Below are 12,111 nucleotides of genomic sequence, written 5' to 3'. Positions count from 1 at the left end.
GGGGTGCTGATGTACAGTCCCCCCTTTTATTCGCGAGAAACAATCGCGAATATTTTCCCCTTCTCCCCATCTCTTTGCAAAATTGGGATGCTCCCAACAAAAAAGTATTGATTTGAGACAATATTTACCTCGACAAACTCCTAAAACTCCTTTTCAATATATTAAAAAAACTATAGAAATATTTGTAAAAAAATTTGCTCGTTCAGCAGTAAAAGATTCAGAATATCAACTAGAGCTTGCTGGCTGGTACTTTGATAATAGAAGATTTGCTACAGGATATATTATTTTAGCAGAGGCTATTATAACTTATATGTGCGAGTTGAAAGGCAGAAGACATACGGTTAAGAATAATAGAGATGAGATGAAAAATTTATTATTGACTGAGGAAGAAAATAAAAATACTCAACTTGCCCATTTGTACTCGACAATCAACCCAATTCGTAATAGTATAGCTCATGCCTTATTAGAAGATAAGTATGATGTTAATGATGCTATTTTCTATGCTAAGAATTATTATCAACAAGCTAAAAGAATTTTTAGCACTGGAACTCTTAAAGAGTAAATATTATGGCTCTCCTAGACTAGTTAGAAAAAATTAATACTTGATATCAGGTCAAATTCTTACATAGTAAGGGATTCAAGAGGAACAAAGCATATTTTTATTAAATCTTTGATTCTATTTGAAAAAAACCTTGTTATATCAATTGTTTTAGCCGTTTTTTAGTGTTAATTTATTAACCGAAGTCTGGGAGAGCCAATATTATTAATCATCACTCTTAAGAAATACATTCTGTGAGTTTTATGAATAAAGGGTTACAGTGAATTGTAATTATTAAGAGTTAAAACTAGCTTGCATAATATCAATTGTCATGCCCAAAATCCTCTTCGTTACTGTCGGCGGTTCCTTCCAACCCATCATCACCGCCATCAAAAGTTTACAACCTGATCGCGTAATATTCATCGCCTCTGATGGTGAAAAAGGTAGCAAGTCGCAAGTCATCGCCGAAGGAACCCCTTGTGAAGTGCGTCGGGGTGCAGAAGTTATCGCAAGATTACCCAATATTCCCACACAGGTTGGTTTAGGCGATCGCTTTCAAAAAGAACGGGATTTAATTTTGGTACAAAACCCAGACGACTTAAGCGAATGCTATCCCAAGATTCACGCTTTCATCCGCAATTTGCAGCAAGAAGCAAGTTATGAGATTATGGCTGATTATACTGGAGGAACCAAAACTTTATCCGCAGCATTGGTAATGGCAGCAGTTGATTGTGGGATTAAGGTGTACCTCACCATTGCTGCTAGGGATAACTTGGTGAAGGTAGAACGGGGAGAGTTTACGCAAAGAGTAGACACAAGTTTTCGCCACTAAAGTAATTAAATGCGATCGCAACAAAAAACCCAATCTATTCTTATATCGCCACTGTCGGTTGTGTTGCTTGCTCATGTTGTGTTGCTGTCGGTTGTGGTGCTTGCTCCTCAACTGGCCCTGATGGTTCCGGTATCGGGTAGCCTTCCATCTTTCCGGTCGCCTGGATGTGGTCGTGTAGTCCGTCCATGTGCGCTGTCTGCTCGGCATCCAGATAAGCCTTACCCTTGATCTTGTAGGTCGTAATCTGGAGGTAACGCATCCGACCATACAACGAGTCACGACCAATGCCATATTTTTTTTGTAATTCTAATATAGAAATTTTGTCAAAAATATCATTATTTTGTCTGTCGTCCGCCGGACAGTTGGTGTTGTCGTCTGCCATACAGATGGTACTGTCTGGTGTACTGTCTGCCGTACAGGTGGTGTTGTCTGGTGTGTTGTTTACCGTACAGGTGGTAGTGTCTGGTAAACTGTCTGCCGTACTGTTGGTACTGTCTGGTCGATTGTCTGCCGTACAGATAGTGTTGTCTGGTGTGCTGTCTGTCGTACAGGTGGTAGTGTCTGGTGTACTGTCTACCGTACAGTTGGTAGTGTCTGGTGTACTGTCTACCGTACAGTTGATGTTGTCTGATGCGTTTTCTGCCATACAATATCTCCCTGTCTGCCCTACTATTAAAAATTGTCGAGCCGACAGTCCGGTAGACACTAGCGGACAATTACCAGTTGTCTTGTGAAGTTTTTGCAATTTGTTTAATTGTCTGGTCGCTAATTATTCTAGAATTGTTCAAAATGGCTGTAGCATATTTGACCAGAAGGGATGCGATCGCTATTTTCTCTTTGACTACTGCCTATCCTTGACATAGCAGATAGGTTGTTCACCACCAGGTTTAGAATAAGCTGACCTGCCACCACAAGTCCGTCCCCGGCGGTCGGTATCGTAGGGACATTGGCATCTGCCGCTTGCTGGTTCGCGGACTGGGGCGTCAAGGTTCACTTGTGGGCTGGGTGATTCGATTGGCGTTGGCTCGGTTTTGGGTTCGGTGATATCAAGAGTTGGTAATTCGGGACTGGTGCTAAGAGTTGGTTCTACTTCGGGGGTGATATCAAGAGTTGGTGCAGGTTGTGGAGTTTCGTACTCGGTTGGTGTTGGGCTGGGAATTTCTGGTTGTATGGGGCTAATGGTAGGAGCTGCACCCCTGGAGGCTGTTGCAGTTGGTGTGGGCTGGATTGATTGTTGGGGTGGTGTTGATAATCCAGCAATAATTACACTAAGGAAAAATGCGATCGCTCGACCGCCAATATTCCATTTCCAGCCGTAGCGACTAGTGAGTCTATAAAGTGGTGGTAGGAAGATCAGCCCCCAAATGATAATTGAAARAGCGATCGCGCTTGTTTGAGTMAGCCCCACAAATCCTATCAACAAGAAAAACGCCGCCCACAACCAACCAAAAAATGACAAGATTTTTCGCCACATATATACATTTCGACAAAACCCCGCAGATAAATTTACTGCTTCTGGTGGTGGATAAGATGTGATTTAGGTCAAGGTGGATTGTTCACTTATTAACATGCGATCGCATCTACAAYCGCCTTCACTAAAGCGCGAAAAACTCTACATAGGCTGATGCCAATAATAGCCAATTGAATTTCCACTACAATTTTTAAATTAATCTGCTTTCATCAATGCTTCCAACTGAGCCAACAACTTCTCTACCTTGGCTTTTTTCTTCGGATCATCCCACACTTTAGCTTTCTTGAAGCGTTGGAAGGTATCATCAACCTGTTCTTTTAAAGATGGTGACTCTGATTCAGACTGTTGCTCAATTTCTTTGATTTTGCGCTTAATTTCGCTTAATGAAAAATTGTAGGAGATCGCATCCTCTAGAAGTTGTTTTCTGATTTCTTCATCACCAACTCGTGCGATCGCTTTGGCTTTACTTGTCTCCAATTTCCCCTGGCGTAAAACTTCTAAAATGTCGCTGGGTAAATTGAGCAGTGGTAGGCGATTACTGATAAATGAATCTAGTTTGATGTTGCCTAAAGATGTTAAACAAGATTGCACCACAGCAATTACATCATTGCCAATAACGTTATTGGCAGAAGTTCTACCTCGTTGTTGGTTTTGGATGTGATGCAGCAGTGGTGGTACTTCTGGGGGTGAAATTTTGAGCTTAACAGCCAACAGCCGCAAGACTCCATCTGTTTCTTCTAGGTCAGTTAATGCCGAACGAGCAAAGTTTTCAATCAGGGCAATTTCTAGGGCATCTTCGTCATTAAGTTCGCGGACAACAACAGGGACTCCTGCAAGTTCCAGAATCTGGGCTGCCCGATACCGCTTTGCTCCTGCTACTACTTCATGTTGCTCACTACCAGGGATAGGACGGACTAAAAGCGGTTCGAGTATGCCGTTTTTTCTAGCAGAAGCAACAATTTTTTCTACTTCTTCTGGGTCAATGTAGTAGCGCAGTTCCTCTTTGGGCAGCACAATCAAACTTAGGGGCATAGTCGCCTTAGTCTGGCTTGCTTCATCCCTAAAGATAAAATCTTCTACTAGTCGTCTATCTCTTGCCATTGGCTACCCCCAAGGCTTCAGTAAAAAGTTCCTCAAAGTCTTTGGCTGCGCGTTTGGCTGTTGCACCGGGTAGTCCCCAAACGGTGGTTCCTTGGCCTGGTGCATCAGCAATTACCTGAAGGTCATACACCATTGTTTTTAGTAAAGGAAACCCCGTATTTTTTTCTGAGAGAGCGCGTTGAGCATCCTTAAGTAATACAGTTCCTTTTTTGGCTTGGTTGAGGAACAAACCAACATGGGGCATTCCTGAACGTAATTCTCTGGCTTGTCGCAATATTCGTACCATCTTAGATGTACTGTGCATATCTAATCCTGCTGGTTTACAGGGTACTAGAGCTAGGTCACATCTGGATAAAATTGCTTTTGTTGTCTCACTTAGGCTACCAGGCCCGTCTACAACTACAGCATTATATTGTTCTGCTAGTGCTGGAAGTTCATCAAACAAATCATCCGGGTCTATCATTGTTTTACATGGCAGTTGCAGGTCTTTCATCCAGTTTGTACTGCTCTGCTGTGCGTCTGCATCTACAACAATTACTGTTCCGCGTTGGCTTAACCAGTATGCCAGATGCCCAGATACAGTGGTTTTCCCCGCGCCCCCCTTTTGGTTAGTCAGCCCGATAATCATAATTTTTCACTGCTTTCACTGCGCTTGTATCTGTCACGATTGACTTTCACTTTTCAATAGCTGCAATAGTATCAGTTTTTTAATGAGATGACTTGTTTATTGATAGTACTTCGAGTAGCGTCACACTATGACCAAATATTCACAAATAGTCGAAGTTAACCAGCTGCTGGAGGCTGAAGAGATTATCCAGCAGTATACATCAAGCCACAAACTCAAGATAAGGTGAACAAATGAGCCTTTGACGATTGCTTTTAGTCGGTGGCACGTAATGCCTATGCTTTCAGAGAAAGTGCTTTTATTAAAAGATTGTTACAAAAGGCTGTGATGCTTTGATGCTAAAGTCTTACTGTTTTGCACTAACTTTTGTTGGCTATTATTTTTAAGTCATTTGATTGAATTATTTTTCATTTTCTTAGATTTTTTTTATTAATTGATTTAAATAACGGGCTGCTGCGTGAAAGGGCTGCTGCGGCTCTTGTGCGCTTTGCGTGTTCTGCTGTTCTCGCTGCATCGAAGGCATCGCGTGCGCTTTTTTTCTCGACGACTCTAAGACATCTTTAACTTTAATCTGATGAATGTCCTGAATTCTCAGGAGGACTTGGCCAACAAAATCTCCCAATGAAATAATCGCCAACAAATTATCTACCGACCAGACTAGCAAGTCACCTCCTGCGAAATCTTCCGGTTTATGCGTGACAACTGCGACCCCGCAGGCAATTGCACAGGCTGTCTCTACCGCGCATTCAAAATCTCTTGTATTCTCAATGGATTGAAATACTTCTATACTTATACGGCAATCATCATATGGTATGACATTACCTTTATCCTCTAAATAGGAGGCTATACCGCCGCCTATTGCATCCGGTTTGGCTTGGAATTTGTCCTCGCTGCGAACCTTGTCCAAGCACAATTGTGTTATATACAACTCTATTTGCCGAGATTCTACCTTCTCCAGTAGCCTCTCGGCATCTTTTGCATACTCATTCCGGTTTAAAAACCACTCTAGGATTAATTCGGCATCAGCCAGGACTTTCATCATTCACGTCCACCCCTCTGATGCTCCAACTCAGTAGCTGGACTATTTGTTGATGGCTTTACATCTGATGCCAAATCATCACTTTTAGATGTGGTCTTGGTCTTTTGAGCGCTCGGCTCAGTTTTTATACCAGTCCCCCATCGTTCACGTAGTTCGCGAAGTTCTTGCAATGAGAAGCCCTTAGATTTGGGTTCCTTTTCTTCAGTTGCAGGGACGTACTCTACCAAGTCTGATACCTCACAACCAAAAATCTCTGCAAGCTTTAGGTAGCGTTCCAGTTGATCTAGCCCGTTTTCTTTTTCCCAATTTTGAATTGTGTTTGGGGTTACACCAACCAAAACCGCTAGCTGAACCTGCGTTAGTCCAGCTTTTTCGCGAAGGCTGGCAACCCTTGACTTTGGTTTGTTAGGCATAGGTTAGCTTCTAGTAAACTCTTCATCTTCTAGTATACTCAACTAATCAACCTATTTATAAAATGTAAATAATATCCTTAACTATAAAACTTATTTTTTAAACCAACCATAAACACAAAATTTTTTTGGTTATGATGGTATGTAAGCTAAATCATTTTTCTTACAAACCCAAGGGGGATTTTATGCGTACAGTTCCAGTGTTGCCTGCATTCGTTGATGACTTTGAGCAAAAAGAAGCGCTGTCTGAAAGTGGTACACCTGAAATTTTGGACATTGGTGAGAGCGAACCTGGCCAGTTGCAACCGTATTCCCCATATCCCCAGGCTGACAAACCTGAAGTTTTGGTAGATGATGCCCCCCTCAGTGAGTTGGTATCATGGCGGCAGTTTCTTTCTCTACTACTTAGAACTGGGGGTTGGACGGTTGCTGTGCTGCTGGCATTTCGGTTTGTCTTGATGCCGCTCTTAGCAGCTGGCAATACTCCAGTAGCTTTAACACTGGCGATCGCTGTTAGTATTTTTTTAGTTATCTGTGCTGCTGCTGTTTTGGTGAGGGAACTAAAAAGGTGAGACAGCAGGAGCGATCGCACAGTTCTGGGGGATTCTTTGGCTGGATAGCGATCGCCTTAAATTTAATTAGAAGTCTGTATAATCGGCTTTTACTATTTCATACTCTGTAATTTCCCAAATATTGCTGTTTTCTTGCGTTGAAGCTTTGCCTTTAATGTCGGCTTCAATTTCAGAACCTGACCAAGGTTTATCCTCGTCTTGTTCTCCACTGAAATAGAGCGTAACAGTAAACTCTAGTTTCCCCCGACCTTTGAACCAAGCTTTTAGATTGTCGAAACCTTCAAAACCCCAACCAAAACTGTTTGTGCCAGCAATCAAACCTGTGATTGTTTCATCTTCATTCGTCAGAGTTCCGGCAAAATCAGCTAGTAAATCTTCGACAATAGGGATAGCATCAGAGTGTGCCATTTGATTTCTCTCCAAAGAGTTTATTTAGCTAAACTTACATGAGGCTAACTTGATCGCCTTTGATATTTGATCCAGCCTACGGTACTTGTGCATTCCTCTAAGAATCGCATACTCATGATGAAGGTGATCGCAGTCAGTACAACTGGATCGCCCCTCATAATATCTGATCCAGCTTGCGGTGCTGGTGCATTTATGCTGGATGCGCTCGCTTACTTTTTGTGCCTCAATCTAATCCGATTTAACCCAATTGGTAGGGAAGGCAGAGGTTTAATATAAGCGATGAATTCAGGTGTTTCCAATTAATCCGAAGTAACCCAATCGGTGAGGCTGCTGCAACAGGTTTAAACGGAACGGACAACGTTTGTGTAATCAAAGAAATTACAGATACTAATATCTTGAATTTGTCGTTGCTCCTTAGATGCAACACGTCTGTAAGATGCCTCGTAACACTTTCGCCAACAGTGTCGATTGCTACTCAAATTTAATTAACGAGAAGACTCATAGATAATGGCGGTTGCAAAAAGACAGAAGATAAAGACTGCGATGCGGAAAAGCCACATCCATACACTTGGGTATAGCAGCATCTTGGCAATAGGGAAAGCGTTAAAATCTGTAACTTGGCAATAGGGACAGCGTTAAAAACTGTAGATATAACATAGGCGATCGCAAAACAAGCCAATAGAAAATATTTAAGTGCCGATATAGTAAGCTTAAACAGCAGATTATCGTCATCTGTGAGATTAGTTTTCATAGTTTTTGCCTTCTAATCTTGGTGAAGTAGTAGATTTGAATTTAATGAGCAGATACGTCTATTGCAATTAGGGTTATTTCTCTTGTGAACTCACCCTAAAATTAGTATTAAATTCTTCAATCTCTTCAGATAAACCAAGCTCATAAGCAATTAAGTGATCCGCTTCATTTATAAGACAATTCAATTCATTATCATATTGCGCTAACTCTAAAATTGCTGAAATGCGCTCTATATCCCTTTCAGAAGGCTCTAAGAGTTTGGATAATCTGCAATATTCTTGGACAAGCAAAAACACTGTTGCATCACTATTATTATTCAAGTTCAGATTACTTTTGTTCTTTATTTTCTTTATGAGAAGTGGTTGCTTGAAATGAGTTTTCATAATCATGAATCTTTGAGAGTGATAGGTTGTAGGTAGATTAAGTTGTTTTAGTGTGTGAAAGTTGGTGGCTAGATATTTTGTTGTATTTGTAAGGGTCTCATTATGCGCTTTCATTGCGGTTCTCATAGGTCTTGGGTGCATATCAAACCAGGAAATAGTACAGTGAAGCTCCTCAGAGACTCTTCGAGCCACTACTTGAGACTTTTGTACGCTCAATTTTACGAGGTTAGTGGAAGACTCCTTTTCCATTTGATTGCAGACTTTGACCATGACCAGCAAAGTGAACGATTTTGACCCTTCATTAGGTTAATGAGTTAAGCAGGTCAACTTGTGACATTTTTCTAAGATAAATTTTTTAGTTAACTGTGACATTTTTCTAAGATAAATTTTTTAGTTAACAACGTGTCCGAATTTATACGTACATATTGTGTCATACCCCCTAAGTCACAAATATCCTCATGCACATCATTTTTTTGTGAGGGATACGAAACGGGTAGAGCACAAGGCGGAAACGCTGGGTAAAGCCCCGGAAGCAGATTCCCCAGAACTACTAGATTTGTTTGCTGTCGAACCAACGCGAAAAAGGACTGAAAAGCTATGGCAAGCAAGACTACATCTGCAATTCAATCCCAAGCAGAGCGTAAACCAATGCACCAAGCAGTAACAAGCATAAAAAACGCTTCCAAAAAGACTTTACCCCCTGGCTTATTCCTCTGGTTGCTCATCCTTCTCTCCTTAACGATAGTCGCACCTAGCTTGGTGGCAATCACAACCTCCAGTTGCGGCGAAGGGTCAGTGACCGTCAAGCTATGGGAGTTTGAATACCAACTCACCAAAAAAGGGGGTTGCGGTAGCTTAACTGAGCAGTCTCAGAAGTAAGCCGCTCACCAGTCAGGTCGATGCAACTACTGAAGCCTGACTGGTTTTAATACTGAACAGAAGCGATCGCCTCCCCGTAGTTGCAACTAATAAAAAATCAGTGTTAAGCCTCCCAACTTATTTTCGAGAAACTTAGCGCTGCATCATGATGTCACAAATATCCTCATGCACATCATTCTTTTTTAGGAGATACGAAACGGGTAGAGCACAAGGCGAAAACGCTAGGTAAAGCCCCGGAAGCAGATTCTCCAAATTATAGCTACTACAAAACAAGGGAAACCTTCCCTTTAACCCTGAATAAGGGTGTAAATACTAATTTTTTCTAATTTTTTATAAGGAGAAATTAACTAATGAAGAAAAAGCTTATGGTAAAAACCCAGGCTTTTACCTTTAAATATATGGCACTGCTTCAGAGGACATACCCAGAACTGGCTGTTGCCGTTAACTGGAATGGACTATACAAGAACGTCCAAGCCCGTTTGCGGCAGTTTAATATGACCAATAACTATAGTCCTGATGTTATCATCATTGAGACTATTTCGCGCTGGGACAGAAACACTAAGAAAGGAAAGCAAGTTCCCAATGTGGAAGCATGGATGAAGCTTACAGCTTTAAACTGTATCCGAGAACTACACCGCCAAGACCATTCAGCTACAGCATCTTGGAAGGTCAATTTGTGCGACCCTTCTACGTTTGAAACCAACCCCTCTTTGCTCAAAGCAGTGATAGCGAAGAGTGAAAGTAGCATAGAAGACGAAGGCGAAGACAGGTGGCAGCAAGTCCGAGAAGCTATGAGCAAGCTACCTGAAGACAAACGAGAGCTTTTAGAGCTTCGCATCGTACAAGAGTTATCCTGGAACGAAGTTGCTGGCTATTATGCCTCACAAGGAAAAGATGTTAAAGTTGCTACACTCCGTAAACGAGGGGAGCGAGCATTAGAAGAACTACGAGAAGCCCTTTTAGAAATGGTTCGGCAGTAGCTTCACTTCGACTGATGCTGGGCTGATATCCCTCGCTTTTGGTGCCGGGGATATCAATTTTTTAAAGTTAAAGTGACCTTGAGCTATCTTTCGGTATTGCAGGAACCTGACGAAAGCGCGATCGCACCCAAGGGTGCGTTGTCACCATAAAAGCCTTGAGAGTACTATTTCTGCTTTGGTTCTGTGGGAAAGTTAGTCTAGACGGCTTAATCGCTTCAAGAGCCTCGGACAAACTGCAAGATTTTTGCCACAGACCAGCATTTGTGCGATCGCATCCCTAAACCTGTTACCAAGTTTATTGTAGCTAGATGCTCTCGGCTTGAAGCGAGACTTGTCGCTACTCCCAATACTCCGGGCGAACACACCCCACAACAAAAAACCCCGGCGTTAAGTACCGAGGTAAAACAGAAGTACGAATGACGATAAGAGATATAGCGAGAAACAAAAAATCTTAGCTAACGCTAAAACCAACCAAAACTAAAGTAGTGACAATTAAACTAGCAAAAACAGCTTGGATAACGTATTTGCGTTGTTCCCAAATTGCAGGGTACTCAGCATAGTACATCTTGGGTTCAGTTGCGTAGTTATTGAGAACGCCGTCTTCATTAACAGTGGTATACATAGCTTGTTTCCTTTATTTGTTATCTTATGTAAATTAATATAACAATATTGTTACAATAGGTCAACATGACTTGACAACAAAGGGCTGATACCCTTAATAAGAGTTACTTATCAGGAATGGGGGCGATAATCGCTTTGGATAACTGCGATCGCCGCAGCATTCATAACTTGTGTTCAAACTACAAGGTAAGGGAGAAATAACTCAAAGGCGATCGCACTCAATCAACCTTCTCAATTTTCCGAAATCGCCCAGCGCAGCGCTGTAGTCACTATTAGACAAGCAACTTATAACTAACTTCTATAAATAAACCACGGGGATTTACCCCAACTTAAGCCCGGTCACAACGACTGGGTTTTTGAGTTTAACTATTTATTCACCACAACGACAATTGCCCCGGCGAAACATTAGACTTACCCCCTTGATGGTAAAAAAGATGACACGCACTACACAGGGCAATCAGGTTTTCCGCGCAATTATTAGATGGGTTTCTGCCAAAAAGCGTTTTCGTTCAAGCTCTCGAACCATAAATCAAGCCTTGTTGCTTTCTTGTCAGATATGACTATACGCCAACTAGCCTCAAGGGTCAAAGCTTGAAAAAAGTATCAATTTGCGGTAAATTCATCACCATTAAATCAGCTAAGGGCTGCAAGCTTGACTGTGTATTGTGTATAGCTAAATATTTACCAAGCGTCAGAATTTTCCCAATTTTCCGAAATCACTAACCGCGCCCTGGTAGTAATTAAAGAACAAGCAACTATAGCAATCTGATTTGATTTATGAACGACTCGTGAAGACTCTTAACAGGGAAGAATAAATAAACGTGTATTGAGTTTTTTTCAAAAATCAAATGTGAGTTCTATATAACTAACTGCATGTTATGGATATAATCACTTTTACTCTTGAAGTTGCGTGGTCGTTTCTAGTTAATATTTTACAAGATTACTTTGATTTATTTGTTGCTATATGTATTGTTGCTATCGCAATCATAATACTAATATTTCCATTATTTCTTACTGTCATCAACATTAAGTTGATAATCAGGAATAAATTAGTTTGTATCCTTATCCCTGGGGTACTTTTGGGCTTGTTTATTACCAACACTATTTTTTACTATACAACTGTCCCTAAGGATTACGTTTCCAACCTGTGCTGGCGCTCTCAACTACATGGCTCTTGCCCAGAATCTGTAATAATTACTGGAAATCAACTTAATAATATTTTACATTTTAATATTATACTTGTTGCAAATATGGATTCATATTTTTTGGAAAATCATCTACATCCAATCCAAGAAAGTGATACAGGAGAACTAAATGATTTTAGAAAAATTGTATTCTTTTTAGTTAAAATGATTGCTGTTTTGCTTGATATCCGGGAGCATCCCAATTTTGCAAAGAGATGGGGAGAAGGGGAAAATATTCGCGATTGTTTCTCGCGAATAAAAGGGGGGACTGTACATCAGCACCCCTTCAAGAGACAATGACTTGTGTTCCATCCCTAG

At 41.2% G+C, this 12,111-nt stretch carries 16 protein-coding genes; 6 read left to right on the top strand and 10 right to left on the bottom strand.

Features of this window, described 5'->3' with window-relative positions:
• Nucleotides 1-112: 112 nt before the first annotated feature.
• Together B4U84_RS28880 and B4U84_RS28875 are read left to right on the top strand one after the other, a co-directional pair.
• On the top strand, nt 113-562 hold the full coding sequence (locus B4U84_RS28880; protein ID WP_165490396.1) for a TM1812 family CRISPR-associated protein: 450 nt from the start codon (nt 113-115) through the stop codon (nt 560-562).
• 307 nt (nt 563-869) lie between these two features.
• Nucleotides 870-1,370, top strand: a complete 501-nt coding sequence (locus B4U84_RS28875; protein ID WP_131121481.1) for a hypothetical protein — start codon at nt 870-872, stop codon at nt 1,368-1,370.
• Between the two features lie 40 nt (nt 1,371-1,410).
• Here the strand turns inward: B4U84_RS28875 and B4U84_RS28870 are convergent, their stop codons facing one another.
• The 6 genes from B4U84_RS28870 to B4U84_RS28845 form a co-directional block, all read right to left on the bottom strand.
• On the bottom strand, nt 1,411-2,016 hold the full coding sequence (locus tag B4U84_RS28870) for a hypothetical protein (protein ID WP_131121480.1): 606 nt from the start codon (nt 2,014-2,016) through the stop codon (nt 1,411-1,413).
• 195 nt (nt 2,017-2,211) lie between these two features.
• Nucleotides 2,212-2,844, bottom strand: coding sequence for a hypothetical protein (locus B4U84_RS28865; protein ID WP_131121479.1), 633 nt, complete (start codon nt 2,842-2,844; stop codon nt 2,212-2,214).
• A 192-nt stretch (nt 2,845-3,036) separates the two neighbouring features.
• On the bottom strand, nt 3,037-3,942 hold the full coding sequence (locus tag B4U84_RS28860) for a ParB/RepB/Spo0J family partition protein (RefSeq protein ID WP_131121478.1): 906 nt from the start codon (nt 3,940-3,942) through the stop codon (nt 3,037-3,039).
• Nucleotides 3,929-4,570, bottom strand: a complete 642-nt coding sequence (locus B4U84_RS28855; RefSeq protein ID WP_131121477.1) for an AAA family ATPase — start codon at nt 4,568-4,570, stop codon at nt 3,929-3,931. Before B4U84_RS28855 ends, B4U84_RS28860 begins: the two co-directional genes overlap by 14 nt.
• A 412-nt stretch (nt 4,571-4,982) precedes the next feature.
• Nucleotides 4,983-5,609, bottom strand: a complete 627-nt coding sequence (locus B4U84_RS28850) for a hypothetical protein (RefSeq protein ID WP_131121476.1) — start codon at nt 5,607-5,609, stop codon at nt 4,983-4,985.
• Nucleotides 5,606-6,019 (bottom strand): helix-turn-helix transcriptional regulator, encoded by a 414-nt coding sequence (locus B4U84_RS28845; protein ID WP_131121475.1) that lies wholly within the window; start codon nt 6,017-6,019, stop codon nt 5,606-5,608. The genes B4U84_RS28850 and B4U84_RS28845 overlap by 4 nt, the downstream gene beginning before the upstream one ends.
• Before the next feature lie 182 nt (nt 6,020-6,201).
• On the opposite strand from B4U84_RS28845, the gene B4U84_RS28840 reads away from it, so the two are divergent.
• Nucleotides 6,202-6,588, top strand: a complete 387-nt coding sequence (locus tag B4U84_RS28840; protein ID WP_131121474.1) for a hypothetical protein — start codon at nt 6,202-6,204, stop codon at nt 6,586-6,588.
• A gap of 66 nt (nt 6,589-6,654) precedes the next feature.
• Here B4U84_RS28840 and B4U84_RS28835 read toward each other — a convergent pair whose 3' ends face one another.
• From B4U84_RS28835 to B4U84_RS28825, 3 genes are all read right to left on the bottom strand, one after another.
• Nucleotides 6,655-6,996, bottom strand: a complete 342-nt coding sequence (locus tag B4U84_RS28835; protein ID WP_131121473.1) for a hypothetical protein — start codon at nt 6,994-6,996, stop codon at nt 6,655-6,657.
• Between the two features lie 481 nt (nt 6,997-7,477).
• The gene (locus B4U84_RS28830) at nt 7,478-7,747 is read right to left on the bottom strand and encodes a hypothetical protein (protein WP_242677758.1); all 270 of its coding nucleotides are present in this window, start codon (nt 7,745-7,747) and stop codon (nt 7,478-7,480) included.
• Nucleotides 7,748-7,820: 73 nt separating this feature from the next.
• Nucleotides 7,821-8,129 carry a hypothetical protein gene (locus B4U84_RS28825; protein WP_207391035.1) on the bottom strand — a complete coding sequence of 103 codons (309 nt, stop codon included), beginning with the start codon at nt 8,127-8,129 and terminating at the stop codon, nt 7,821-7,823.
• Nucleotides 8,130-8,726: 597 nt separating this feature from the next.
• Between B4U84_RS28825 and B4U84_RS28820 the strand changes: the two genes are divergently transcribed.
• Both B4U84_RS28820 and B4U84_RS28815 read left to right on the top strand, forming a co-directional pair.
• Nucleotides 8,727-9,008, top strand: coding sequence for a hypothetical protein (locus B4U84_RS28820; protein ID WP_131121471.1), 282 nt, complete (start codon nt 8,727-8,729; stop codon nt 9,006-9,008).
• 365 nt (nt 9,009-9,373) lie between these two features.
• On the top strand, nt 9,374-9,988 hold the full coding sequence (locus tag B4U84_RS28815; protein ID WP_207391034.1) for an RNA polymerase sigma factor: 615 nt from the start codon (nt 9,374-9,376) through the stop codon (nt 9,986-9,988).
• 451 nt (nt 9,989-10,439) lie between these two features.
• Here B4U84_RS28815 and psb34 read toward each other — a convergent pair whose 3' ends face one another.
• Nucleotides 10,440-10,610 carry a photosystem II assembly protein Psb34 gene (gene psb34 / locus B4U84_RS28810; RefSeq protein WP_017307359.1) on the bottom strand — a complete coding sequence of 57 codons (171 nt, stop codon included), beginning with the start codon at nt 10,608-10,610 and terminating at the stop codon, nt 10,440-10,442.
• 877 nt (nt 10,611-11,487) lie between these two features.
• Between psb34 and B4U84_RS28800 the strand changes: the two genes are divergently transcribed.
• The gene (locus tag B4U84_RS28800) at nt 11,488-12,093 is read left to right on the top strand and encodes a hypothetical protein (RefSeq protein ID WP_131121469.1); all 606 of its coding nucleotides are present in this window, start codon (nt 11,488-11,490) and stop codon (nt 12,091-12,093) included.
• Nucleotides 12,094-12,111 lie beyond the last annotated feature (18 nt).

This window comes from Westiellopsis prolifica IICB1 (assembly GCF_004323185.1).
In the GTDB taxonomy this organism is placed as follows: domain Bacteria; phylum Cyanobacteriota; class Cyanobacteriia; order Cyanobacteriales; family Nostocaceae; genus Pelatocladus; species Pelatocladus prolificus_A.
The sequence above is the reverse complement of the archived record's forward strand: the minus strand, read 5'-3'. Positions and strand labels throughout refer to the sequence as shown.

Coding starts and splice junctions, on each gene's coding strand:
- B4U84_RS28875 (WP_131121481.1), top strand. CDS start 870: ATGCCCAAAATCCTCTTCGTTACTGTCGGCGGTTCCTTCCAACCCATC.
- B4U84_RS28870 (WP_131121480.1), bottom strand. CDS start 2,016: ATGGCAGAAAACGCATCAGACAACATCAACTGTACGGTAGACAGTACA.
- B4U84_RS28860 (WP_131121478.1), bottom strand. CDS start 3,942: ATGGCAAGAGATAGACGACTAGTAGAAGATTTTATCTTTAGGGATGAA.
- B4U84_RS28855 (WP_131121477.1), bottom strand. CDS start 4,570: ATGATTATCGGGCTGACTAACCAAAAGGGGGGCGCGGGGAAAACCACT.
- B4U84_RS28850 (WP_131121476.1), bottom strand. CDS start 5,609: ATGATGAAAGTCCTGGCTGATGCCGAATTAATCCTAGAGTGGTTTTTA.
- B4U84_RS28845 (WP_131121475.1), bottom strand. CDS start 6,019: ATGCCTAACAAACCAAAGTCAAGGGTTGCCAGCCTTCGCGAAAAAGCT.
- B4U84_RS28840 (WP_131121474.1), top strand. CDS start 6,202: ATGCGTACAGTTCCAGTGTTGCCTGCATTCGTTGATGACTTTGAGCAA.
- B4U84_RS28835 (WP_131121473.1), bottom strand. CDS start 6,996: ATGGCACACTCTGATGCTATCCCTATTGTCGAAGATTTACTAGCTGAT.
- B4U84_RS28830 (WP_242677758.1), bottom strand. CDS start 7,747: ATGAAAACTAATCTCACAGATGACGATAATCTGCTGTTTAAGCTTACT.
- B4U84_RS28825 (WP_207391035.1), bottom strand. CDS start 8,129: ATGAAAACTCATTTCAAGCAACCACTTCTCATAAAGAAAATAAAGAAC.
- B4U84_RS28820 (WP_131121471.1), top strand. CDS start 8,727: ATGGCAAGCAAGACTACATCTGCAATTCAATCCCAAGCAGAGCGTAAA.
- B4U84_RS28815 (WP_207391034.1), top strand. CDS start 9,374: ATGGTAAAAACCCAGGCTTTTACCTTTAAATATATGGCACTGCTTCAG.
- psb34 (WP_017307359.1), bottom strand. CDS start 10,610: ATGTATACCACTGTTAATGAAGACGGCGTTCTCAATAACTACGCAACT.
- B4U84_RS28800 (WP_131121469.1), top strand. CDS start 11,488: ATGGATATAATCACTTTTACTCTTGAAGTTGCGTGGTCGTTTCTAGTT.